We start from the raw sequence: 23,632 nt of genomic DNA, 5'->3' as shown, positions 1-23,632 counted from the left end.
AGGAAGAGTAGGAAGGCGTATCGAAGGGGTATTTATTGTTGTAAACTTACATAATATGCTTGCGCGAAACTCTTTTTATGCGCTATTTTTAGGTAAGTTAACCAGATGAGGCGGACATGACACAACGCAATCGATCCGGCGAGGCCAAGCCCAGCGGCGCTGGCGGCACGGAAATCGACCTGGCGCTGTTCGGCGCGCTTGGCGATCTGGCTCAGCGCAAGTTGTTCCCGGCGCTCTTTCACCTCGAGCGCGAGGGGCTGCTGGACCCCGGCACCCGGCTGCTGGGCCTGGCCCGCCAGGACTACGACCTGGACGGTTTCCGCAAGCAGGTCGAGAAAGCGCTCAAGACCTATGTCAAGGCGGAGGAGCTTGAGCGGGAAGCGTTGGCCCGATTCCTGGCTCGTCTCGATTTCATCCAGCTCGATTTCACCAAGCCCGATGGCTACGCCGCCATTCGCGAGTGGCGTCAGCAGGGTTTGCTGCGCCCCATGGTGGTCTACCTCTCGGTGGCCGCGAAGATATATGGCGACATCTGCCGCCACCTCGAGGCCAGCGGTAGTCTCGACGAACAGAGCCGGGTGGTGGTCGAGAAACCGATCGGCCATGACCTCGACTCTTCCGCCGAGATCAATGACGCCATCGGCGCGGTTTTCCCCGAATCCCGGATCTATCGCATCGACCACTACCTGGGCAAGGAGACGGTGCAGAACCTGATCGCGCTGCGCTTTGCCAACCCGCTGTTCGGCACCCAGTGGAACCAGAATCACATTTCCCACGTGGAGATCACCGTGGCCGAGAAGGTCGGCATCGAGGGGCGCTGGGGCTATTTCGACGAAGCCGGCCAGCTGCGCGACATGGTGCAGAACCACCTGCTGCAGCTGGTGTGCCTGATCGCCATGGATCCGCCGGCCAACCTCGATGCCGACGCGATCCGCGACGAGAAGGTCAAGGTGCTCAAGGCGCTCAAGCCCTTCACCGACGATATGCTGGGGCGCGATGTGGTACGTGGCCAGTACATGGCTGGTACCACGGATGGTCATGGTGTACCGGGCTACCTGGAAGAGGAGGGAGCCAATACCGAGAGCCAGACCGAGACCTTCGTGGCCATGAAGACCGGGGTAGCCAACTGGCGCTGGGCCGGCGTGCCTTTCTACCTGCGTACCGGCAAGCGCATGCCGGAGAAGCTTTCGCAGATCATCATCCATTTCCGCCAGCAGCCGCACTATATCTTCGATCCCGACCAACGGGGATTGGCTTCCAACAAACTGGTGATCCGCCTGCAGCCTGAGGAGGGCATTGCGCTGGAGGTGCTGACCAAGGACAGCGGCCTGGACAAAGGCATGCGACTGCGTCGCGGACCGCTGCACCTGGATTTCAACAGCGCCTTCCCCAAGACGCGGATTCCGGATGCCTACGAGCGGCTGCTGCTGGAGGTGATGAAGGGCCAGCAGTATCTCTTCGTGCGCCGCGATGAGGTCGAGCATGCCTGGCAGTGGTGCGACAATCTGATTGCCGCCTGGGCTGATCGCGACGAGCCGCCTCGTCGCTATCCGGCTGGCTCCTGGGGGCCGGTCGCGTCCATCGCCATGATCACCCAGGACGGCCGCAGCTGGTACGAGGACTACTGAGATGAGTGATTCCCCCCGCGATCAGCTGGCTACCCAGCTCGCCGAGGCCGTGGCTGAGGCCCTGCGGGTCGATCTTGCCCGTCAGGACAATGCTCTGCTGGTGGTCTCCGGAGGCTCAACGCCGGTGCCCTTTTTCGAGGCCTTGGCGGCCTGCGATCTGCCCTGGGAGCGTGTCCAGGTGACCCTGGCCGACGAGCGCTGGGTGGCGGAGGCCGCGGATGACAGCAATGCCCGCCTGGTGCGCGCACACCTGCTGCAGGGGCCGGCTGCCGCCGCCACCTTCGTGCCGCTGACCACTCCCGACGCGACCCCGGAGCAGGGCGCGGACGCGGTGGCCGAGCGCCTCGATGGCCTGGCCTGGCCGGCCAGCGTAGTGATCCTTGGCATGGGAGGCGACGGCCACACCGCCTCGCTGTTCCCCGACAGTCGTGAACTCGGCCTGGCCCTGACCACCGATTCCCCGACGGTGGCGGTGCGGACCCCGAGCCAGCCACAGCCGCGGATCACCCTGAGTGCCGACCGCCTGCATCAGGCGCATCGTCACGTACTGCATATCACTGGCGGCGACAAGCGCGACGTGCTGGCGCGAGCGCTGTCCGGCGACGACGTTCGCGAACTACCGATCCGCGCCTTCCTGGCTTGTCCGCTGGCCACCTACTGGGCCCCCTGAGGCCGGTTCCCTGAATTTCCCGGAGTGACATCATGAGCATCGACAAGCAGCTGCCCTCGACCCGCACCACCGAACTGGACAGCATCTGCCTCAAGGCCGAGGTGATCCCGGTGTTGGCCATTCAGCGCATCGAGGATGCCGTGCCTCTTGCCCGCGCGCTCTTCGAGGGTGGCCTGACGGTGCTGGAGATCACCCTGCGCACCGACTGCGCCCTGGAGGCGATCAGGCGCATCAAGGAGGCGCTGCCCCACGCCAGCATCGGCGTGGGAACCGTCCTCACCCCGGCCCAGTACCGTCAGGCCGAGGAGGTCGGCGCCGACTTCGTGGTGACCCCCGGCACCACCGAGGCGCTCTATCGCTACGGCGTCACCAGTCCCCTGCCGATGTTGCCCGGCGTGGCGACCGTTTCTGAGCTGATGACCGGCTGGCAGTATGGCTATCGTCGCTTCAAGTTCTTTCCCGCTGAAGCGAGCGGCGGCGTCAAGGCACTCAAGTCGTTCGCCGGCCCGATCCCGGAGGCACGCTTCTGCCCCACCGGCGGGATCGGCATCAACAATGCCGAGGACTATCTGGCATTGAAGAACGTGATGTGCGTGGGGGGCTCCTGGCTCACGCCCAAGTCTCTGGTCGAGGCCGAGGACTGGGACGCCATCCGCTCACTGGCCCGCGAAGCGGCGGGGCGCTTCCACCACTGAGAGTTCCTGCGGGGTAGTTCCTGCGGGAGGCGAGGCCTTACATGCCGAGGACAGCGCCTAACGATTGCTCAACGGCCGTCATCTCTTCATCGGTAAGGCGGGTCAGTGGTCCATCGACGAGGCGGGCAGGATCCAGGGCCCGAGGTTTGTCGATGACTACGTAAGAGGCCATCAGCAGGCGGTCTCGTGCCGGCAGGGGGATACGAAACCGACGCCAGCCCGGGCGGACCTGAGTGGTGAGGGGAAGTACGATCACCGTCTCGGCGCCGGCCTGGGTAAGTGCATCGGCCTGGATCACCAATACCGGACGAATCTTGCCGACTTCTTTGCCTCGGCTGGGGTTCAGGTTACCGACCCAGACTTCCCCGCGATGGATCACCTCCACCACCGCTGGTCGGGATCGACTCCAGCGTCCCCTTCCGTGCGGATCAATGTATCGAGGTCATCGTCCGGCAGGGCGTCGGACAATTCGCGGGACTCATGTGGACTAGTGGCATCGCCCTGACACTCACGCATTTCGTCCACCATGTCCTGGATGAAGTGCTCTTTTTCCCGGCGACTCACATAATCCTGAACCGCCTCGCGTACCAACTCGGAACGCCCCTTATGAACCCGGCGGGCCTCTTCATCGAGTCGTTGTTCCAGATCGTCGGGAAAGCGAATGCTCAGTGTAGACATTATCGGGCCTCGTCATACCATTCGTATTACAAATGGTAGTATGTATCGCACGACGTAAAGTTTCCACATGTTCTGAGTCATGGATAAGTGGGTCGATAGACAAGAGTCTTGCTCACTTCCCATGAGCCGTCTCTTGGCGAACTACCAGAGGGTTAACAAGTATGTAGGCCCGACAAGCCGAAAGCGCATCGGGTGTGTGTGGGGCTAACCCCTTAGCCTTGCCAGGTCCTCTCGCGTTGGCAGGGAGGCGTAGGCGCCGGGCTGGGTGACGGCATGGGCGCCGCAGCGGCAGGCGATGTCCACCGCACGGTGCAGGAAGGCGGAGTCGTGATGCCACTCTGCATCGATGCCTGAGCTGCCGGTATAGTCGGCAAGCTCGGCCAGTAAGCCACCGATAAAGGCGTCGCCGCCCGCCGTGGTATCCACCGCCTGCACCTTGGGCGGCTTGATCCGCTCATCCAGCCCGACCCCCTTCAGCATCACCTCGCCCGGACCGTCGGTGATCACCGCGACCTTGACGCCGGCAGCGAAGCGTTCGGCCAGCCAGCCCTCGCGGGGATGGTCGGCGCGCAGGCCGTCGAGCTCGTCCGTCGAGAGCTTGAGCAGGTCGGCGGCGTCGAGCAGCCGGGTGACCAGGCTGATGTCGGCGGTTCCGCCGGCCCAGAGGTTGTGGCGCAGGTTGGCATCCACGCTCACCAGGCAGCCGGCGCGGCGGGCCATCTCGGCCATGGCCAGGGTGGTCTCGGCGATCTCCGGCTCGGTCAGGCTGTTGCTGCAGAAGTGCACGATGGCCGGCTCGGCGAAGACGCCGGCGGGCAGGTGTTCCTGGCGGTAGAGCAGATCCGCGGCCGGCGGACGGTAGAAGTCGAAGGTGCGTTCGCCCTCGGCATCGCGGGAGACGAAGGCAAGCGCCGTGCGTGCCTCGCGGGTGCGCACCACGCCGGATGTGTCCACGCCATGGGCGGCCAGTTCGGCGGCCAGGAAGTCACCGAAGTGATCCTCGCCGAGCATGCCGAGAAAGCGGCTGGGCACGCCCAGGCGGGCACAGGCCACGGCCACGTTGGCGGGAGCTCCGCCGGCATAGGGGGTAAAGATCTCGTTGGCAGTAGGGTCAGTGTCACCCAGGCGGCTGGAAAGCATATCGACGAGGGCCTCGCCGAAGCTGATCACGGGGGTCATCATTGGGTCGCTGTCTCCTCACGGCTCAGGGTGGTGCCCAGCAGGTGTTGGGCACCGGGCACCAGCCATACCGGGTCGAGCCGGGTATTGGCCGACTCGACGCACAGGAAGTGGCGGGCGGCCTCGATCGAGGTGCCCTCGGGGGGCGTATTGCCGGGCTGCCAGACCACCGCGGAATCGCTGCCCTGGCGGGCAACTCGCAGGCGGCGAGTGCCGTCGTCGAGGCAAAGCTCGGCGTTGCTGCGGTAGATGCGGTCCAGCGGCCCGCGGACGCCGAGTTCGCCCTGTTGGTCGCGCTCGGCGAAGTCGGCCAGCTTGTCCAGGTAGGTGGCGCCGGCCAGGCCCTCGACCCGGCAGTCGAAGGCATCTGCGACCGCCAGGTAGCTGTGCAGGGCCCCTGTGATTTTCACCGGTGTCTCCCCGACATGCTCGGTGATCAGCTCCACGTGCAAGCGTCGAGCGTTGGCCTGAATCACCGCGCGCGGCACCAACTGGCTATGCAGGCGCTCCTCGGGCGACAGGTGCAGCTCTACGCCCTCCTCATGTTCGTCTACGGCATCCAGCCGCCACTGGGCCTTGCGCGCCGGGCCGTGCATGGGGCCGGAACGATCCGGGGATTCGTCGGCGGTATTCTCGTCGGCAAACCAGGGCCAGCACAGCGGGATGCCGCCGCGGATCGCCCCGGGCGGATCCTGGGGCGTAGGCGTCACCCATAGCCAACCACCGGTTACCATGCCTTCGTGACTATCGCCTGGGCTTGTTGCGCTGTCGCGCATTCGCGTGTCTTCGGACGCGTTAGAGAGCGGCGACGCAGGTAAGGAGTCTTCAACTGGCGCGGGGTTGGGCGCCGGTAAATAGTGAAGCACTTGGGCGCCCTGTAGCGAGACCGCCAGCTCTCCCCAGGCCTCGTTGGCCAGCCAGACCTCGCGTCCGGCCCACTCGGCGCGGCGCTGGCCACGGGTCTCCTCGACCAGCCGGGCAAGCGATTCGGGAATCATTCGTCCTCCTCCGTCGAGTGACTCGAGCTCTTCCCTCGCTTCACTCGACTTCTTCGTTGTGCAGGGCCTCGGCGGCGCCCAGCAGGCCCGTCCAGGGTGCGATGACCACCTGGACCGGGATGGCCCCGGTGTAGGCGCTCATGCGCCCCTTGGCGGTGAAGGCCTCGAGGAAGCGGCTTTCGGGCAGCCACTCGAGCAGTCGTGGGAGGATACCGCCGCACAGGGCGACCCCGCCCCGGGCTCCCATGGTCAGAACGGCATCGCCGCAGACGTCACCGAGGATCTTCAGGAACCGTAGCAGGGTATCACGGGCCACAGGGTCGCCGTCCGTGGCCCCCTGGGTGACTTCGGCCGGGGTGGCGTGGCGAGGTGGGGCACCCTTCAGCGAGCAGTGGGCCAGGTAGAGGTCGACCAGCCCCTGGCCGCTCAGGATGCGCTCCACGGAGACGCGCCCGTAGCGGTTGCGAAAATGCCGCAGCAGGTTCTGTTCGCGCTCGTCGGTGGGCGCAAAGGTCACGTGGCCGCCCTCGGTGGACAGCGGGATCCAGGCGCGTCGCCCGGGAAAGAGCCCTGCCACTCCCAGCCCGGTTCCCGGGCCGATCACTAGTCTTGCGGCATGGGGGACCGCCTCGCCGCGCTGTACCTCCACCAGGTCGCCGTCGGCCACGTGGGGCACGCCCAGGGCCTGAGCGGTGAAGTCGTTGATGGCCTTGAAGAGCGTGAGTCCCAGCGTCTGCCGGACCTCCTCCCGAGAAAAGGTCCAGTGGTTGTTGGTCATGCTCACTCGGTCGCCGCGGATCGGGCAGGCGAAGGCCAGGCAGGCCTCGCGGGGCGCGGCATCGCCCGTCAGCCCGACCCGCTCGAGATAATCCCGGACCGCCTCGACCAGGCCCGGGTAGTCGGCACAGGGCAGGCTCTGGATGTCGCGGGGCTCGAAGGTATCCGGCGTCACCAGCGCGAAGCGCGCATTGGTGCCGCCGATATCACCGATCAGCGCGGGTCTTGTCATCGTCAATGTTTCCCTACTGGGCCAAATTGCTTGAAGCTGTTCCGGCGACAAGCCCCGGAGCGCCGGACTGACGAGGGGGCGCTGTGAACCCTTCCCTGGGCGCTACCGACGCCATCCATGGCGTAGGACCCCCTCTACGGCTTGTCCCCGGCGCTTCTCTCGATGGTAGTGGCTCAGGCGTCGTTTTCATGGATCTGGCCCTCCTGGCGCGCGAGGTCGTTGGCCTCGAAGCCGCCGAATACCCCGGCTCCCTCCTCTCCGCGCATCGCAAGGTGGCGAAAGCCGCCAAACAGTTCACGCCCCAGGCCCACATGGTAGTGGTCCAGTTCGCCGATGCGCAGTTCCCGCTCAGCCCATTCATGGGCGTCGACCTTGGCCTCGAGTCGGCCGCTGTCGGCATCCAGGCGCACGATGTCACCGTCGCGCAGCTTTGCGAGCGGTCCGCCGTCCAGTGCCTCGGGGCTGATATGGATGGCCGCCGGCACCTTGCCGGAGGCGCCGGACATGCGACCGTCGGTGACCAGTGCCACCTTATGGCCACGGTCCTGCAGCACGCCGAGGTAGGGCGTCAGCTTGTGCAGTTCCGGCATGCCGTTGGCCTTGGGACCCTGGAAGCGCACTACGGCGATCACGTCGCGGTCCAGGTCACCGGCCTCGAAGGCGCCCTTGAGGTCGTTCTGGTCCTCGAAGATGCGGATGGGTGCCTCGACCACACGGTGCTCAGGCTTGACCGCCGAGACCTTGATCACCCCGCGGCCCAGGTTGCCGTCGAGAACGGTGAGCCCGCCGGTGGGGGCGAAGGGCTCGGCGACGCCGCGCAGCACGTCCTCGTCCAGGCTCTTCTCCGGCCCTTCGCGCCACGTAAGCTTGTCATCCTCAAGGAAGGGCTCCCGGGTGTAGGCGGTCAGGTCGGTGCCGAACACCGTGGGGATGTCGCCGTGGATCAGGCCCGCCGCGAGCAGCTCGCGGAACAGGTAGCTCATGCCGCCGGCGGCCTGGAAGTGGTTGATGTCGGCCTGGCCGTTGGGATAGACCTGCATCAGGCTCGGCGTCACCGCGGAGAGGTCGGTAAAGTCTTCCCAGGTAAGGGTCAGGCCGGCGGCGGCGGCCATGGCCACCAGGTGCAGGGTATGGTTGGTCGAACCGCCTGAGGCGAGCAGGCCGACCACGGCGTTGACGATGGCGCGTTCGTCGATCTGCTTGTAGAAGGGGCGATAGTCGCCGCCGGGCTCGGTATTGCGGACCGTTTGCTCGGTGGCGAAACGGGTCAGCGCCTCGCGCATCTCGGTACCCGGGTTGACGAAGGAGGTGCCCGGCAGGTGCAGGCCCATCATCTCCATCATCAGCTGGTTGGAGTTGGCGGTGCCGTAGAAGGTGCAGGTGCCGGGGCTGTGGTAGGACTGGGACTCGGCTTCGAGCAGGTCCTCGCGGCTCGCCTTGCCCTCGGCGAACAGCTGTCGAATGCGTGCCTTCTCCTTGTTGGGCAGGCCGCTGGGCATCGGGCCCGCCGGCACGAACATGGCGGGCAGGTGGCCGAAGCGTGCTGCGGCGATGAAAAGCCCCGGGACGATCTTGTCGCACACGCCGAGGTAGAGCGCGGCGTCGAACATGTTGTGGGAGAGGCCCACGGCGGTGGCCATGGCGATGACGTCGCGGGAGAACAGCGACAGCTCCATGCCGGGCTGGCCCTGGGTCACGCCGTCACACATGGCCGGCACGCCGCCGGCGAACTGGGCGGTGGAGCCCATGGCACGGGCGGCGGCCTTGATGGTCTCGGGGAAGGTCTCCAGCGGCTGGTGGGCCGAGAGCATGTCGTTGTAGGCCGAGATGATGCCCAGGTTGGCCGAATTCATCAGCTTCAGCGAATTCTTGTCCGTCTCGCCGCAGGCGGCGAAACCATGGGCCAGGTTGCCGCAGGAGAGTTCGCCCCGGTGCACGCCGCGCTTGTGCTGGTCGGCCATGCGGCTCTCGTAGAGGGCGCGGCGCTCACTGGAGCGTTCGCCGATGCGGCGGGTGACGTCGGCAACAGTGGGATGGAGGGCGGGAGTGGTGCTGGCCATGGGTCACCTCGGAATCGAGTGTCGGTTGTATTGTAAACTTACCAATAAAGTGTCCGGATATGCCGCCATGCTACCCGCGTTCCGGCATTATTTGTAGTTTTATTACCGCCAATTTGGTTGCCGGGAGATCGCCTCACAGGCCCAGCAGGCGCAACCACCAGCGTCGCCAGGGCGGGTCGAGCAGTCCCACGGCGTTGCGGCGTGCCTGCAGGAAGAGGCTGCGCTGGTGGCTGAATCGCAGGAAGCCGGTCTCGCCCTGGTAGGCCCCCATGCCGCTCTCGCCAATGCCACCGAAGGGCAGGGCAGGCACGGCGTAGTGCCACAGGGTGTCGTTGAAGACCACGCCGCCCGAGCGGCTCTGCTCCAGCAGGCGCCGGCGACGGGTAGGGTCGTCGGTAAAGGCATAGAGCGCCAGGGGGCTGGGGCCGTTGGTGACTCTGGCCAGGGCGGCGTCGAAGTCGCGTACGCCGATCACCGGTAGCCAGGGTCCGAAGACCTCTTCCTGGATGATCGCCAGGTTCGCGGTGGGATCGACCACCAGGGTGGGCGGCAGCTTGTTGCCTTGGTCGAGTGACTGGCGCTCGCCGAGTTCGATGACCCGGCAGCCGTGATCGCGGGCCTCGTCGAGCAATCCTTCGAGCCGCAAGCGCGCGCTCTCGCCGAGCACTGCGGAATAGTCCTCGCTGGCGGTGCCCTGTGGATAGAACGCCTTGACCGCTCCGCGGATCGCCTCGATGAAGGCGGGCAGCCGCGCCGCATCGATCAGCACATGGTCCGGGGCGATGCAGGTCTGGCCGGCATTGAGCCACTTGCCGAAGGCGATGCGACGGGCGGCGTGCGCCAGGTCGGCATCATCGGCGACGATGGCCGGGGTCTTGCCGCCGAGCTCCAGGGTCACCGGCGTGAGGTTGGCGGCCGCGGCCCGTGCTACCTCGCGCCCGATACAGGCACTACCGGTGAACAGCAGGTGGTCGAAGGGCAGAGAGGCGAAGGCCCGGGCGGTATCGGCATCGCCGGTTACCACGCACAGCTCCTCCGGTGCAAAGTAGCGCTCGGCTAGTTGGGCCAGCAGGGCGCTGGTGGTGGGGGTCTGCTCGCTGGGCTTGATCATTACCCGGTTGCCGGCAGCCAGGGCATCCACCGCCGGCAGCAGCGCCAGGCTCCAGGGGTAGTTGGCCGGGGCGATGATGCCTACGACGCCCAGTGGCTGGCGGTGGATGCGCGCCTGGGCCGGCTGCAGCCGCCAGGGCACGGCGGCGCGCCGCGGGCGCATCCACCGCTTGAGATGGCGGCGGGCATGGCGCGACGCCTGCAGCAGGGGAAACACCTCGGCCAGACGTGTCTCGGCCTCGGCGCGATGGCCGAAGTCCTGGTGGATCGCCTGGGCGATCTCGTCGCGGTGGTGGCGAGTCATGTTCGCCAGGCGGGTGAGGCGGTCGCGACGGGTCGCTGCCGAGGGGAAAGGCTCGGTGGCGAAGGCGTGGCGCTGCTGATCCAGGCGCGCCTGCAGGGCGCGTGCGTCGGTCATGCACATCTCCATGAGTCGATGAGGATGGAAGGGGGCTCGGGCACTGGGCACAATGTAGGCCTTCTGCCAACGGCTTGTCAGCCGTCGGCCCCTTTTTACCTCCGGAGTCCCCATGTCGGAGCTGGTCCTGAGTGAACTGCCCGCCATCGAGGCGGTGCCGGCCGCGGCCTGGAATGCCCTGGTCGGCGACGACCACCCCTTCCTGCGCCACGAGTTTCTGTATGCCCTGGAGGCCAGCGGGGCGGTGAGTCCCGCCACCGGCTGGGTACCGCGCCACCTGACCCTCTGGCAGGATGATGGACAAGGAAAGACGCTGGTCGGCGTCATGCCGCACTACCACAAACACCATTCCTATGGTGAATACGTCTTCGACTGGGGCTGGGCCGAGGCCTGGGAGCGCGCCGGCGGCGACTACTACCCCAAGGGGCTCTCGGCGATTCCCTTCACCCCGGCCCCGGGGCCGCGCCTGGCCTTGGCGTCACACCTCGACCCACTGGCTGTCCGGCGTGTACTGGCCGAGGCCTGGGAGGAAAGCGGGCTTTCGAGTTGGCACCTGCTTTTTGCCGAGCCAGCCGAGGTCGAGGCCTGGCAGGCCGCTTGCCCGTCGTTGCTGGCACGCCAGGGCGTGCAGTTCCAGTGGCGCGATCGCGGCTATGGCGACTTCGAGGGTTTCCTGACTGCGCTGACCTCGAAGCGTCGCAAGGCAATCCGCCGCGAGCGGCGCCTGGTGGCTGATCAGGGCCTGACCCTGCATCGCCTGGAGGGCGAGGCCATTGATGCGGCGGCGATGGCCCACTTTTTTCGCTGCTATGAGATTACCTACCTGGAACGTGGCCGCCACGGCTACCTTGGCCTCGACTTCTTCGAGCGCCTGCGCTGCACCCTGCCCGAGTCGCTGTTGCTGATCCAGGTTCGCCTGGAGGGGCGACCGGTGGCCGCCGCGCTCTGCCTGCAGGGCGCGCGCACCCTTTACGGGCGTTACTGGGGCAGCGAGGTGCTGGCCGACTGCCTGCACTTCGAGGCCTGCTATTACCAGGGTGTCGAGCATTGTCTCGAGCGCGGCCTGACCCTCTTCGACCCCGGTACCCAGGGGGAGCACAAGCTCGCCCGGGGCTTTGCCCCAAGGCGGCTCACCTCGCTGCACCATATCGCCGACCCGCGCCTGCGCGACGCCGTGGCGCGCTTCTGTGCCGAGGAGCTAGTTCACGTCGAGGCCTACTGCCAGGCGGCAGAGGCGGCGCTGCCCTTCCGGGAGGGCTGACAGGGGGCGCCGGTCCAGGCGTCGCCGTGTGGCGGCGAGAGCTTTCACCCGAGGCCCTGCCGATAGACGACGAAACTGGCATAATGTCCGCCATCGACAACCCCGGGACGGACATCCTGCATGCTCAAGTGGCTGGCCATCGTGCTCATCATCCTTCTCGGGCTTCTGCAGTATCGGCTGTGGCTCGGCGAGGGCGGTATGCGTGAGCTCACCGAGGTGCGTCAACGCGTGGATGCCCTGGAGGAAGAGAACCAGCCGCTGCGCGACCGCAATGCCCGCCTGGCCGCCGAAGTGGTGGACCTCAAGACCGGCCTCGACGCCATCGAGGAGCGAGCCCGCAGCGATATCGGCATGGTGCGAAGCGACGAGCAGTTCTTCTGGGTGCCCGGCGTGGCGGTGGAAAACACCGGTCTCGAGATCAATGCCGGCCTGGTGGGCATGCCAGCACCCGGGACGGAGGCCGGCCAGTGAGTCCTCGTCTGTGGCTGGTGGTCCCCGCCGCGGGGCAGGGGCGACGCATGGGCGCCGACCGTCCCAAGCAGTACTTGCCGCTGGCGGGCCGGCCGGTGCTGGCCCGCACCCTGGCACGGCTTCATGAGGCCTTCCCCGAGGCGCGGCTCTGCCTATGCCTGGACCTCGACGATGGCCATTTCGATCCGGCCTGGGTGCCCTTTGCCGACTGGCGGCGGTCACCCGGAGGTAGTGAGCGGGTGGACTCGGTGATCAATGCCCTGGATGCCATCGCGCCGGACGCCGCGGACGACGATCTGGTGCTGGTCCACGACGTGGCGCGGCCCTGCGTCACCGTCGACGACCTGACGCGGCTGCTGGCGGCCATCGTCGACGACCCCGTGGGCGGGCTGCTGGCGGCGCCGGTGGCGGATACCATGAAGCGCGACGATGGTGCCGGTCGAGTAAGGTCCACCGAGTCCCGCGAGGGCCTCTGGCACGCTTTCACCCCCCAGGGCTTCCGCCTTGGCCTGCTGCGTCGCGCCCTGGGTGAGGCCTTGTCGGCGGGCGTTGCCGTGACCGATGAGGCCTCGGCGGTGGAGGCGCTGGGCCTGTCGCCGCGGCTGGTCGAGGGCCGGCGTGATAATCTCAAGATCACCCACCCCGAGGATCTGGCCCTGGCGGCCTTGATACTCTCGGCCCAGCAACAGGTATAAAACGAACATGATGCGAATCGGCCACGGTTTCGATGTCCACCGCTTCGGCGAGGGCGACCACCTGATGGTCGGCGGCGTCGCTATTCCCTTCGATCGCGGTTTCGTTGCCCACTCCGACGGCGATGTGCTGCTGCATGCGGTCTGCGATGCCCTGCTGGGCGCCTGCGCGTTGGGCGATATCGGCCGCCACTTTCCCGACACCGATCCGGCCTGGGCCGGTGCCGACAGTCGCGACCTGCTGCGTCAGGTGATTGGGCTGGTGGGTGAGGCCGGCTATCGGGTCGGCAACCTGGATGCCACGCTGATCGCCCAGGCGCCGAAGATGGCGCCGCACATCGACGCCATGGCCGGGAATATCGCCGACGACCTCGGCACTTCCCGGGGCGCGGTCAACGTCAAGGCCACCACCAGCGAACGGCTCGGCTTCACCGGCCGCGGCGAGGGCATCGCCGCCGAGGCGGTGGCGCTGCTGGTGCGGTGTGACGGAGAGGCGGCCGGTGAGTGAGGTCGCATCGCCCGGCGTCGAGGATGCCATCGCCTGGCCGCCGGCCTGGCCGCGGGTGCTGGAAGGAGAATTCGGCGCGCCACTGTCGGGCGACTATCGCGCCGCCCCCGAAGACTTCCGGGTCGAGGAGGTGCTCGATTTCGCCCCGGAAGGGCAGGGCGAGCACCTCTGGCTCTACATCGAGAAGCGCGACCTGACCACCGCCATGGTGGTTCGGGAGCTGGCTCGGCTCTGCGAGGCCTCGCCGCGGGTGGTCGGCTATTCGGGAATGAAGGACCGTGTCGCCGTGACCCGCCAATGGCTCTCCGTGCAACTGCCAGGTCGCGAGGCGCCCGAGGGGCTCGCGGCGCGACTCGCCGAGCGAGGCATCCGGGTGCTCGACCAGGCCCGCCATTCGCGCAAGCTTAAGCGTGGCGTGCACCGGACCAACCGCTTCCGCCTGCGCATCACCGGCGCGGCCGTAGCCGACCCGGCGCTCGAGGCACGCTGGCAGCGCCTCTGCGACACGGGAGTCGCCAACTATGTCGGGCCCCAGCGCTTCGGCGCGGACGGGCGCAACCTGCAGCGTGCCCGGACCGTGTTGGCCCGCGGCTGGCGTAAGCGCGATGACCGCGAGGGCATGCTGCTCTCGGCGGCTCGCAGCTTCCTGTTCAACGAGCTGCTGGCCGTCCGGGTCCGCGACCAGAGCTGGGCCACGCCGTTGCCCGGTGAGGTGGTGATGCTCGATGGCAGCGCCAGTCAGTTCGGCGTCGCGCCCGAGGATGCCGCCCAGCTCGCCGAACTTTCCGAACGGGCCCGGCGCCTCGACCTGCATCCCGCCGGGATACTGTGGGGCGTCGGAGAATCGCGTGCCGCCGGCGAGGCCGGAGCCCACGAAGCCGCCCTGGCCGGGCGTTATCCCGGCCTGTGCGATGGGCTCGAGCGCGCCGGCGTCCGCCTGGCTCGTCGGGCACTGCGGCTGCGCCTGGGCGAGCCGCGAGTGACCCGCGGCGAGGGCGAGCTCTGGCTGGCCTTCAGCCTGCCGCGGGGGGCCTTCGCCACCGCCGTGCTGCGTGAATTGATCTCCCACCCCTCTCTTGGGGCCCCATCCTCCGACAGGAGCCTGTGATGCGCCGACTGCTGCTCTCCAATGACGACGGGGTTCATGCCCCGGGGCTGCGCGCCCTGCATGATGCTCTGCTGCCCCATGCCCGGCTGCGTGTCGTCGCGCCGGATCGTGACAAGAGCGGGGCCAGCAACTCCCTTACGCTTAGCCGGCCGCTGGCGCTCTCTTCCCTCGACAACGGCTTCTACAGCGTCGACGGCACCCCCGCGGATTGTGTCTACCTGGGAGTCAACGGCGTCTGGGACGAGCGGCCCGACCTGGTGATCTCGGGTATCAACCACGGAGGCAACCTCGGCGACGACGTGCTCTACTCCGGCACCGTGGCCGCCGCCATGGAGGGGCGCAACCTGGGCATGGCGGCCATCGCCATGTCGCTGGTGGGCGCGCGCCACTTCGAGACCGCCGGAAGGGTCGCGGCGAGCCTGGTGGGGGCGGCCGACCAGCTCTCGCTGCCGCCGCGCAGCCTGCTCAACGTCAACGTGCCGGACCTGCCTTGGAGCGAGATCCAGGGCTTTAGGGTCACCCGTATGGGCTATCGCGGCCCGGCCGCCCGCCCCCTGGAGGTTCGGGATCCCCGGGGTCGGCTGCGCTACTGGATTGCCGCCGTGGGGGAGAATGCCGACGACGGGCCAGATACAGATTTCGCCGCCGTCGAGGCGGGCTATGTTTCCATTACGCCGCTGCAGACCGACCTGACCCGTCATGCAGCGCGCGACGACGTGCAGGATTGGCTGGATGCACTCACCTGACCTGCTGCGCGGTGTCGGCATGACATCGCAGCGTACCCGGGATCGCATGGTGGGCCGCCTGGCCGATCAGGGAATCCGCGACCCTCGGGTCCTGGAGGTGATGGCCCGGGAGCCGCGTCATCTCTTCCTCGACGAGGCCTTGGCGCATCGTGCCTATGAGGACACCTCGCTGCCTATCGGCCATGGCCAGACGCTCTCCCAGCCGTGGATGGTGGCGCGCATGACCGAGCTGGTGATCCAGGAGGCTCCGTCCCGGGTGCTGGAGGTGGGCACCGGCTCCGGCTACCAGACCCTGGTGCTGTCGCGATTGGTAAAGGAACTCTGGTCGGTGGAACGGATCAATGCCCTGCATCGCCGTGCCGGCAGCCGCCTGCGTCTGCTCGAGGTCCACAATACACGGCTGCGCCTCGCCGACGGGGGCCATGGCTGGCAGGAAGAGGCGCCCTTCGATGTCATCCTGCTGACCGCCTGTGCCAGCGAGCTGCCTGGGCCGCTGCTCGCCCAGCTTGGCGAAGGGGGGGTGTTGATCACGCCGCTGGCCGAGGAGGATGGCCAACAATGGCTGACCCGTGTGTGCCGCAGCGGTGATGGCTTCGAGACACAGCGGCTGGAGGCGGTGCGGTTCGTGCCGCTGCTGGAAGGCGTCATTCGTTGAGACGGGGCCATAGCAGCTGGCCCTTCGGAAGGCCGGCCCCGCTCGCAGGCCTGCCGACGGAACCGCTCCGATATATTTGCTACCTGTGATTGCTTGATTTATTGAAAGGAGTCAGACGTTGAAAGGAGTCCGCTGTTGAAGCGTCATCTCGGTATTTTCCTCAGGGGCGCCGGCATGGGAGCGGCGGACGCGGTGCCCGGCGTGTCCGGTGGCACCATTGCCTTCGTCACCGGCATCTACGAAGAGTTGATCCATAGCGTCAAGCAGTTCGGCCCCAGCGCTTTTGCCGCCTGGCGACGCGGCGGCTTGCCACTCTTGGCGACGCATCTCAACTTGACTTTCGTGTTGCCGTTGCTGGCCGGCATCGCCATCAGCCTGTTCAGCGTGGCCCATCTCGTCGTCTGGCTGATGGACGATTTCCCCGAAATGCTCTACGGCTTCTTCTTCGGCCTGGTGGCCGCTTCGGCCATGGTCGTCAGTCGCCATCCGGCGGACTGGAAATGGTGGCATCTGCTGCCACTCATTGCCGGCCTACTGCTCGCCCACGGCCTGCCGTCGCTGATGCCGCTGGTCACCCAACTCGGCAGCCCCAACCTGGTGCTGGTAGTGGGCGGGGCCATCGCCATCAGCGCCCTGCTGCTGCCCGGGGTGTCGGGCAGCTTCCTGCTGCTGACCATGGGCCTCTACGGCACGGTGATGCAGGGCATACGTGGCTTCGATCTGGGATTGATCGGCCTGTTCGGAGTGGGCTGTCTGATCGGGCTGTTCGGCTTCTCGCGGCTGCTCTCCTGGCTGCTGCGCCACCACCATACCGCGACCCTGCAGCTGCTGGTCGGCTTCATAATCGGCTCGCTGCCGGTACTCTGGCCATGGCGCGAACTGGTACGCTACCAACTGGGCTCCGAGGGCCAGATGATTCCCCTCGACTATCGTTACCTGACCCCGGCCGACTTCGCCGAGCTGACCGGCGAGCCTGCCCGGTTGCCGGCGGTGGTGGCTCTGATGCTCGCCGGTGCTGCCCTGGTGCTGCTGATCGGCCGAGCGAACCGCCCGGCGACACCCGGTAACCGACAAGGTGCTGACAAGGAGGAAGGCTCCAATGCGTAAGGTAGTTCTAATATCCGGCCTGGCCCTGGTGCTGACCGGATGTGCCGCCCAGCAGGGCGAACGCGGGCCGGTCCAGGTCCGCGACCTGTCGGCCAGCCGGGCGGATGCGACCCCTGCTGAATACACCGTGGAGGCCGGCGATACACTTTATGGTATCGCCTGGCGCCATGACATGGACTATCGCGATCTGGCGCGTCTCAACCGCATCGCTCCCCCCTATCGTATCGAGCCCGGTCAGCAGCTGGTGCTGGGTGGAGAGGGAGATGCCTCCTCGACCGCCGGTCGGGAGAGCGGCGTGCGTGCGTCTGGTGAAAGTGCGGCCGGCGAGCGCGGGGTCGTGGCCACCGGCCTAGGCGGCGAGGCGTCCGCAAGCGATGAGGAACTTGACTGGCTGATGCCCGACGAAAGTGCCATCGAGCGCAACCGCCGCCTCTCGGTCGAGCGTCAGGACGCGGGCGACGCGCCCGAGGGGTCCAACCAGGCGGCCATGGCCAGCGAAGCATCGGCCGAGGGCGCTGACCAGGGCCCGGGACCGGTCTACAGCTACGAGAGCCCCGGCGCGGACGGCAATCTGAGCGAGCGCGACCTGGCGGAACGGCGTGAACTGGCGTCGCGGGCTCAAGAGGAGCAGGCCTCTGGCGCCGCGGAGGAAAGCGACACGGGTTCGCGCGATGCGCCCGAAGCCCCGGCCGAGGACGAGTCTACCCAGGTCGCTCGGACGGCTTCGGAGTCGGGCAACGAGGACGATGCTGGCGCCGATGCCGGGACCTCGGTCGCCGGTAAGCCGGCATCCGAGCAACGCTCCGGGCGCAGCTACACCCCGGTGGATGAGGTGGCCTGGCAATGGCCTGTCCAGGGTGACGTGGTCGGCCAATTCGGCGAGGGGGGAAGCATCACCGCCGGCATTGATATCGCTGGTCAAAAGGGGCAACCTGTCAAGGCAGCCGGCCCGGGAATCGTGGTCTATGCGGGCAGCGGTGTCAGGGGCTACGGCAACCTCATCCTGCTCAAGCACAACGATCAGTTCCTGAGTGCCTATGCCCACAACGACACCCTGAACGTCAAGGAGAACGATGTGGTCGAGGCCGGAGAGGTCATCGCCACCATGGGCGACAGCGATGCCGAGGATGTGAGGCTGCACTTCGAGGTGCGCAAGGACGGTCAGCCTCATAATCCCCTCGAGTTTCTGCCTGCCCGCTGACCCTGGCGGTCGGTCACTGTCTGCTGCAGGATGGACGGGGTATCACACAATAATAATGTCATGCGTCGACCATCCGGCCACGGATACACGACGCCCGGTCGCAACCATGGGGTAGCAATTGATGAGCATGCTTGAACGGGACCTTCAGGATGTGAATCTGGCATCCGCCGATGAGGCGGACGAGGATGCTGTCGAGGTCAGGGAAGAACGCGAGGACATCGAGGACGAGGAGGTGGTCGTCGGTGACGAGGAGGCCTTCGAAAAGGCGCTGAGCCGTGAGGATCGCCATCAACGTCACAGTCTCGATGCCACTCAGATCTATCTCAACGAGATCGGCTTCTCGCCGCTGTTGACGCCGGAGGAAGAGGTCTACTACGGCCGCCTGGCGCGCAAGGGAGACCCGCTGGGCCGCTCGCGGATGATCGAGTCGAACCTGCGGCTGGTGGTGAAGATCGCCCGGCGCTATCTCAATCGGGGCCTCACCCTGCTCGACCTGATCGAGGAGGGCAATCTGGGTCTGATCCGCGCGGTGGAGAAGTTCGACCCCGAGCGCGGTTTCCGTTTCTCCACCTACGCCACCTGGTGGATCCGCCAGACCATCGAGCGGGCGCTGATGAATCAGACCCGCACCATCCGCCTGCCGATCCATGTGGTCAAGGAACTCAATATCTATTTGCGGGCGGCCCGCGAACTGACCCAGAAGCTCGACCACGAGGCCACGGCCGAGGAGATCGCCGACTACCTCGATAAGCCGGTGGGGACCGTCAAGAAGATGATGGGCCTCAACGAGCGCGTCTCCTCCGTCGACTATCCGATGGGCAGCGAGAGCGACAAGCCGCTGATCGAGACGCTGGCCGATGACAATGACCAGGGCCCCGAGTCTACCCTGGTGGATGGTGACGTGCGGCAGCATGTCGACGAGTGGTTGGCCGAGCTCACCGAGAAGCAGATGGAGGTCGTGGTGCGCCGCTTCGGCCTGCGCGGTCACGAAGCCGCGACCCTAGAGCAGGTCGGCGAAGAGATCGGCCTGACGCGTGAACGCGTTCGCCAGATCCAGGTAGAAGCGCTCAAGAAGTTGCGGCGAATGCTCGACAAGCAGGGCCTGTCGCTGGATGCCATCTTCGAGTGACGTCGCGTGCCGGAGTAGACCTCCGGCACCGGCACGCTTACTGCCAACGCCTCCAGGATCCCGACCATGGCCCGGCCGCTGATCGCCGATATCGACCTCGACGCCTTGCGTCACAACTATTGCCTGGCCCGTGACCAGGCCCCCCACAGCCGTGCCGTCGCCGTGATCAAGGCCGATGCCTACGGTCATGGCGCCGTGGCCTGTGCTCGGGCACTTCAGGATCTGGCGCCGGCGTTTGCCGTGGCCTGCCTCGAGGAGGCGCAGGTTCTGCGCGAGGGGGGCATCACGGCGCCCATCGTGCTGCTCGAGGGCATCTTCGAGGCCGTCGAGCTCGAGCGGGTCGAGGCGCTGGGGCTATGGATTGCGGTGCACACCGACTGGCAGTTGGAGGCGCTGCTCGCCTTTCGTCCCGTGTGCCCCATCCCGGTGTGGGTGAAGGTGGACTCGGGGATGCATCGGCTGGGGTTTTCGCCGCAGCAAGCCGAGGCGGTCTGGGCGCGCCTTACCGCGGCGCCCGACCGGGCCTGCGAGCTGCACCTGATGAGCCACTTCGCCACCGCTGATGCCCTGGAGCCCGGTTACTTCCGGCGCCAGCTCGAACTTCTCGACGATCTGGCGGCACGCCTCAGGGCGCCTACCTGCCTTGCCAACTCGCCTGCCACCCTGGCCTGGCCCGAGGCGCACGGCGCCTGGAACCGCCCGGGGGTGATGCTCTACGGCAGCGACCCGCTGGAGGCCTCCAACAAAGTGAGCCGTCGGCTGGCGCCGGTGATGACCTTGCGGTCCGAGATCATCGCCGTGCGTGAGCTCGCCGCCGGTGAGCCGGTAGGTTATGCCGGGCGCTGGATAGCCCCACGCCCCTCGCGGATCGGTGTGGTCGCCTGTGGCTACGGCGATGGCTATGACCGGCATGCGGTCGATGGCACCCCGGTACTCGTCAACGGGCAACGCACGGCCATCGCCGGCAAGGTTTCCATGGACATGCTGACGGTCGACCTCACCGAGATTCCCGAGGCGGACATCGGCAGCGAGGTGGTGCTCTGGGGACGCGCCGCGAACGGCGCGCTGCTCTCGGTGGACGAGGTGGGCCGCTATTGCGACACCATCAGCTACACCTTGCTCAGTGGCGTGCTGCCGAGGGTCCCCAGGCGCTATCATGGGTAAATCTTACGCTCATCCACGCTACTGGCCCGCCTGGCTGGGCATCGGGGCCATGCATGTCGTGGCCTGGTTGCCCTGGCGTCCGAAGCTGTGGGTCGGGCGGGCGATAGGACTGGCCGCCTGGCGCTTTGCCAAACGCCGTCGCCATATTACCGAGACCAATATTCGCCTCTGCTTCCCTGAACTGGACGTCGAGCATCAGGCGCGGTTTGTGCGCGAGACCTTTGTCGCCAACGGCATCGGCATCGTCGAGACGGCCACCGGCTGGTGCCGTGATCCCGAGCATCTTCGCCATCGTGTCACCTTCCTGGGGCAGGAGCACAGGGCCCGACTGCAGGCCGAGGGGAGAGGGGCGCTGATCCTCGGCGTTCATTTCTCCACCCTGGATCTGGGCGGCGCCTTGCACGCGCTCTACTTCCGTGCCGACGCCGTCCAGCGTCCCCATGACAATCCGCTGTTCGACCGCTTCATGGGACGCGCCAGGGCCCCCTACTTCGATACGGTCCTCGATCGTTACGACCTGCGGGGCGTGGTGCGTCGAATCAAGGCTGGCCACGGCGTCTGGTACTCCCCGGACCAGGACTTCGGTCGCGATGCCAGCGTCTTTGCTCCCTTCTTCGGCATCTCGGCGGCCACGGTCCGGATGACCTCGCGCATTGCGCGCATGACCGGCGCCCCGGTGATCCCGCTGATCTTCCACCGCAATCCCGACGACCGCACCTATACCCTTGAGTACCTGCCGCCGCTGGAGGATTTTCCCAGCGGCGACGAGGTAGCCGATGCAACCCGCATCAACGCGGTGATCGAGGCGGCGATACGCCGTCATCCAGAGCAGTATCTCTGGCTGCATAGACGCTTCAAGACCCGGCCGGAGGGGGAACCCGGCCTGTATTGACGCTAAGTGACGACTGTAGGCCGGATAAGCCGAAGGCGCATTCGGCGTGCGGTGTCTCGAACGTGGGGAGCTGGCCATCCCGCCTGGTGCGCTGGCGCTTACCAGGCCTACGACTTGAAGAGAAAACCCCACGCACCTCGCGGTCGTGGGGTTTCTTCCAGCTTCAGGCTTCCAGCTTATAGCTGGCGCGCAGCGCCTTAGGCGTCGATACGCTTGTACTTCATGCGGTGCGGGGTGTCGTCGCCGACGCGCTTCTTGTGGTCCGCCTCGTACTCGGTGTAGTTACCCTCGAAGAACTCCACGTGGGAATCGCCCTCGAACGCCAGGATGTGGGTGGCGATACGGTCGAGGAACCAGCGGTCGTGGGAGATCACCAGGGCGCAGCCGGGGAAGGCCAGCAGGGCTTCCTCGAGTGCGCGCAGGGTCTCGATGTCCAGGTCGTTGGAGGGCTCGTCGAGCAGCAGCACATTAGCGCCCTGCTTGAGGGTCTGGGCCAGCTGCAGGCGGCCGCGCTCGCCGCCGGAGAGCTCGCTCAGGCGCTTCTGCTGGTCGTTGCCCTTGAAGTTGAAACGGCCTACGTAGGCCCGTGAGGAAACCTCATGGCCGTTGATGTTGAGGACATCCTGGCCGTCGGAGACCGCCTCCCAGACCGTCTGCTTGTCGTCCAGGGCATCGCGCAGCTGCTCGACATAGGCGATGTCGACGGTTTCGCCGACCACCACTTCGCCGGCATCGGGTTGCTCCTGGCCGGTGATCAGCTTGAACAGCGTCGACTTGCCTGCGCCGTTACCACCGATAATGCCGACGAGGGCGCCCTTGGGTACCGTGAAGGTCAGGTCCTCGTAGAGCAGCTTGTCATCGAAGGTCTTGGCCACGTCGTGGAACTCGATGACCTTGTCGCCCAGCCGCGGGCCGGGCGGAATGTAGATCTCGTTGGTCTCGTTGCGCTTCTGAAAGTCGCCGGACTGCAGTTCCTCGAAGCGGTTGAGGCGTGCCTTGCTCTTGGCCTGACGGCCCTTGGCATTGCTGCGCACCCATTCCAGTTCCTGCTTGATCGCCTTGTTCTTGGAGGCCTCTTGCTTGGCTTCCTTCTCCAGGCGCTTCTCCTTGGCCTCGAGCCACTGGGAGTAGTTGCCTTCGAAGGGAATCCCCTGGCCACGGTCCAGCTCGAGGATCCAGCCGGCGACGTTGTCGAGGAAGTAGCGGTCGTGGGTGACGGCTACCACGGTGCCGGAATAATCGTGAAGGAAGCGCTCCAGCCAGGCCACTGACTCCGCGTCCAGGTGGTTGGTGGGCTCGTCGAGCAGCAGCATGTCGGGGCTGGAGAGCAGCAGCCGACATAGCGCTACGCGGCGCCGTTCGCCGCCGGAAAGGTTGCTGACTTGAGCGTCCCAGGGCGGCAGGCGCAGGGCCTCGGCGGCCACTTCCAGTTTGCGGTCCAGGTTGTGGGCGTCGGAGGCCTCGATGATGTTTTCCAGGCGCGCCTGCTCAGAAGCCAGGGCGTCGAAGTCGGCATCCGGCTCGGCATAAGCGGCATAGACGCCGTCGAGCTTCTCCTGGGCCTCCTTGATCTCGCCCAGCGCCTCCTCGACGGTATCGCGGACGTTCTTGTCGTCGTCGAGTTCGGGCTCCTGGGGCAGGTAGCCGATATTCAGTCCCGGCATGGGGCGGGCCTCGCCCTCGATCTCGGTATCCACGCCGGCCATGATGCGCAGCAGGGTGGACTTGCCGGAGCCGTTGAGGCCCAGCACGCCAATCTTGGCGCCGGGGAAGAAGGACAGGGAGATGTCCTTCAGGATGTGTTGCTTGGGGGGCACGACCTTGCCCACCCGGTTCATGGTGTAGACGTATTGCGCCATGGGAACCCATTGGTTGGAGGATGTTCAGTGGCCACGATGATAGTGGCCGGGCAGGCCAAAGGCCAGCGCCGCGGCAGGTTCAGCGCGATGCGCCTCCGGCTTATCGGGCCTAAAGAAGGGAAACCAGCTGCAGGCCCGGCAAGCGACAGCGCACCGGGCATGGCGGTGCCGGCAGGCAGCAATATACGCCGGACGCGCCTTACTCTTCCTCTAGGTGTCAGTCCTCGAGGTGCCAGTCGTCCTCGATGGCGCGCCGCAGGCGACGCTCCTCGATGAGCGCCTCCACGCGTCGGCGGGCCTTGAGTGTATCGGCACGACTGCTGGGGCGTACGCGACCGTAGTCGTCGTTGACCGCCTCCAGGTAGTCCTGATCGTCATCGTCGGTGGAGTCGAG

The 23,632-nt window shown here is 66.6% G+C and carries 24 protein-coding genes; 15 read left to right on the top strand and 9 right to left on the bottom strand.

Going from position 1 to position 23,632, the window contains the following annotated elements:
* Positions 1–116: 116 nt before the first annotated feature.
* From zwf to U5L98_RS00125, 3 genes are read left to right on the top strand one after another with little or no spacing between them, the layout of a single operon-like run.
* Entirely contained in the window at positions 117–1,628 is a 1,512-nt protein-coding gene (gene zwf / locus U5L98_RS00135) for a glucose-6-phosphate dehydrogenase (RefSeq protein ID WP_322556326.1), read from the top strand.
* A 1-nt stretch (position 1,629) separates the two neighbouring features.
* Positions 1,630–2,298 carry a 6-phosphogluconolactonase gene (pgl, locus tag U5L98_RS00130; RefSeq protein ID WP_322556325.1) on the top strand — a complete coding sequence of 223 codons (669 nt, stop codon included), beginning with the start codon at positions 1,630–1,632 and terminating at the stop codon, positions 2,296–2,298.
* 32 nt (positions 2,299–2,330) lie between these two features.
* Positions 2,331–2,993: a bifunctional 4-hydroxy-2-oxoglutarate aldolase/2-dehydro-3-deoxy-phosphogluconate aldolase gene (locus U5L98_RS00125; protein WP_322556324.1), complete on the top strand. Its 663-nt coding sequence runs from the start codon at positions 2,331–2,333 to the stop codon at positions 2,991–2,993.
* A 37-nt stretch (positions 2,994–3,030) separates the two neighbouring features.
* On the opposite strand, the gene U5L98_RS00120 is transcribed toward U5L98_RS00125, so the two are convergent.
* The 7 genes from U5L98_RS00120 to U5L98_RS00090 all read right to left on the bottom strand — a co-directional run bounded on the left by U5L98_RS00120 (position 3,031) and on the right by U5L98_RS00090 (position 10,559).
* Positions 3,031–3,372 (bottom strand): type II toxin-antitoxin system PemK/MazF family toxin, encoded by a 342-nt coding sequence (locus U5L98_RS00120; RefSeq protein ID WP_322556323.1) that lies wholly within the window; start codon positions 3,370–3,372, stop codon positions 3,031–3,033.
* On the bottom strand, positions 3,369–3,671 hold the full coding sequence (locus tag U5L98_RS00115) for a ribbon-helix-helix protein, CopG family (RefSeq protein WP_322556322.1): 303 nt from the start codon (positions 3,669–3,671) through the stop codon (positions 3,369–3,371). Before U5L98_RS00115 ends, U5L98_RS00120 begins: the two co-directional genes overlap by 4 nt.
* A gap of 204 nt (positions 3,672–3,875) precedes the next feature.
* Positions 3,876–4,850 (bottom strand): carbohydrate kinase, encoded by a 975-nt coding sequence (locus tag U5L98_RS00110; RefSeq protein WP_322556321.1) that lies wholly within the window; start codon positions 4,848–4,850, stop codon positions 3,876–3,878.
* Positions 4,850–5,848, bottom strand: a complete 999-nt coding sequence (locus U5L98_RS00105; protein ID WP_322556320.1) for a D-hexose-6-phosphate mutarotase — start codon at positions 5,846–5,848, stop codon at positions 4,850–4,852. Before U5L98_RS00105 ends, U5L98_RS00110 begins: the two co-directional genes overlap by 1 nt.
* A gap of 40 nt (positions 5,849–5,888) precedes the next feature.
* The gene (gene glk / locus U5L98_RS00100; protein WP_322556319.1) at positions 5,889–6,857 is read right to left on the bottom strand and encodes a glucokinase; all 969 of its coding nucleotides are present in this window, start codon (positions 6,855–6,857) and stop codon (positions 5,889–5,891) included.
* A gap of 173 nt (positions 6,858–7,030) precedes the next feature.
* Positions 7,031–8,917, bottom strand: a complete 1,887-nt coding sequence (edd, locus tag U5L98_RS00095; RefSeq protein WP_322556318.1) for a phosphogluconate dehydratase — start codon at positions 8,915–8,917, stop codon at positions 7,031–7,033.
* A 133-nt stretch (positions 8,918–9,050) separates the two neighbouring features.
* Complete coding sequence (locus U5L98_RS00090) at positions 9,051–10,559, bottom strand: coniferyl aldehyde dehydrogenase (protein WP_322556317.1); 1,509 nt, start codon at positions 10,557–10,559, stop codon at positions 9,051–9,053.
* On the opposite strand from U5L98_RS00090, the gene U5L98_RS00085 reads away from it, so the two are divergent.
* The 12 genes from U5L98_RS00085 (at position 10,558) to lpxL (ending at position 21,379) form a co-directional block, all read left to right on the top strand.
* Entirely contained in the window at positions 10,558–11,706 is a 1,149-nt protein-coding gene (locus tag U5L98_RS00085) for a GNAT family N-acetyltransferase (protein WP_322556316.1), read from the top strand. The genes U5L98_RS00090 and U5L98_RS00085 overlap by 2 nt on opposite strands.
* A 120-nt stretch (positions 11,707–11,826) precedes the next feature.
* Entirely contained in the window at positions 11,827–12,177 is a 351-nt protein-coding gene (gene ftsB / locus U5L98_RS00080; RefSeq protein ID WP_322556315.1) for a cell division protein FtsB, read from the top strand.
* Positions 12,174–12,872, top strand: a complete 699-nt coding sequence (gene ispD, locus U5L98_RS00075; protein WP_322556314.1) for a 2-C-methyl-D-erythritol 4-phosphate cytidylyltransferase — start codon at positions 12,174–12,176, stop codon at positions 12,870–12,872. The genes ftsB and ispD overlap by 4 nt, the downstream gene beginning before the upstream one ends.
* Positions 12,873–12,882: 10 nt before the next feature.
* Positions 12,883–13,377 carry a 2-C-methyl-D-erythritol 2,4-cyclodiphosphate synthase gene (gene ispF, locus U5L98_RS00070; protein WP_322556663.1) on the top strand — a complete coding sequence of 165 codons (495 nt, stop codon included), beginning with the start codon at positions 12,883–12,885 and terminating at the stop codon, positions 13,375–13,377.
* Positions 13,370–14,485, top strand: coding sequence for a tRNA pseudouridine(13) synthase TruD (truD, locus tag U5L98_RS00065; protein WP_322556313.1), 1,116 nt, complete (start codon positions 13,370–13,372; stop codon positions 14,483–14,485). The genes ispF and truD overlap by 8 nt, the downstream gene beginning before the upstream one ends.
* Positions 14,485–15,231: a 5'/3'-nucleotidase SurE gene (surE, locus tag U5L98_RS00060; RefSeq protein WP_322556312.1), complete on the top strand. Its 747-nt coding sequence runs from the start codon at positions 14,485–14,487 to the stop codon at positions 15,229–15,231. Before truD ends, surE begins: the two co-directional genes overlap by 1 nt.
* Positions 15,218–15,886 carry a protein-L-isoaspartate(D-aspartate) O-methyltransferase gene (locus U5L98_RS00055; RefSeq protein WP_322556311.1) on the top strand — a complete coding sequence of 223 codons (669 nt, stop codon included), beginning with the start codon at positions 15,218–15,220 and terminating at the stop codon, positions 15,884–15,886. Before surE ends, U5L98_RS00055 begins: the two co-directional genes overlap by 14 nt.
* Before the next feature lie 132 nt (positions 15,887–16,018).
* Positions 16,019–16,993, top strand: a complete 975-nt coding sequence (locus U5L98_RS00050; RefSeq protein ID WP_322556662.1) for a DUF368 domain-containing protein — start codon at positions 16,019–16,021, stop codon at positions 16,991–16,993.
* Positions 16,986–18,194 carry a peptidoglycan DD-metalloendopeptidase family protein gene (locus U5L98_RS00045; RefSeq protein ID WP_322556310.1) on the top strand — a complete coding sequence of 403 codons (1,209 nt, stop codon included), beginning with the start codon at positions 16,986–16,988 and terminating at the stop codon, positions 18,192–18,194. Before U5L98_RS00050 ends, U5L98_RS00045 begins: the two co-directional genes overlap by 8 nt.
* Positions 18,195–18,315: 121 nt before the next feature.
* The gene (rpoS, locus tag U5L98_RS00040; RefSeq protein ID WP_322556309.1) at positions 18,316–19,323 is read left to right on the top strand and encodes an RNA polymerase sigma factor RpoS; all 1,008 of its coding nucleotides are present in this window, start codon (positions 18,316–18,318) and stop codon (positions 19,321–19,323) included.
* Positions 19,324–19,389: 66 nt separating this feature from the next.
* Positions 19,390–20,487, top strand: coding sequence for an alanine racemase (gene alr / locus U5L98_RS00035; RefSeq protein ID WP_322556308.1), 1,098 nt, complete (start codon positions 19,390–19,392; stop codon positions 20,485–20,487).
* Entirely contained in the window at positions 20,480–21,379 is a 900-nt protein-coding gene (gene lpxL, locus U5L98_RS00030; protein ID WP_322556307.1) for an LpxL/LpxP family Kdo(2)-lipid IV(A) lauroyl/palmitoleoyl acyltransferase, read from the top strand. Before alr ends, lpxL begins: the two co-directional genes overlap by 8 nt.
* 197 nt (positions 21,380–21,576) lie before the next feature.
* Here lpxL and ettA read toward each other — a convergent pair whose 3' ends face one another.
* Both ettA and U5L98_RS18615 read right to left on the bottom strand, forming a co-directional pair.
* The gene (ettA, locus tag U5L98_RS00025) at positions 21,577–23,238 is read right to left on the bottom strand and encodes an energy-dependent translational throttle protein EttA (protein ID WP_322556306.1); all 1,662 of its coding nucleotides are present in this window, start codon (positions 23,236–23,238) and stop codon (positions 21,577–21,579) included.
* 217 nt (positions 23,239–23,455) lie between these two features.
* The coding region (locus U5L98_RS18615; protein ID WP_416208159.1) for a PA3496 family putative envelope integrity protein at positions 23,456–23,632 on the bottom strand (177 nt) is incomplete at its 5' end.

It is taken from the genome of Halomonas sp. (assembly GCF_034520545.1).
Taxonomy (GTDB): Bacteria; Pseudomonadota; Gammaproteobacteria; order Pseudomonadales; family Halomonadaceae; genus Halomonas.
Note: the sequence above shows the minus strand (reverse complement) of the source record. Positions and strands in the feature narration are given on the sequence as shown.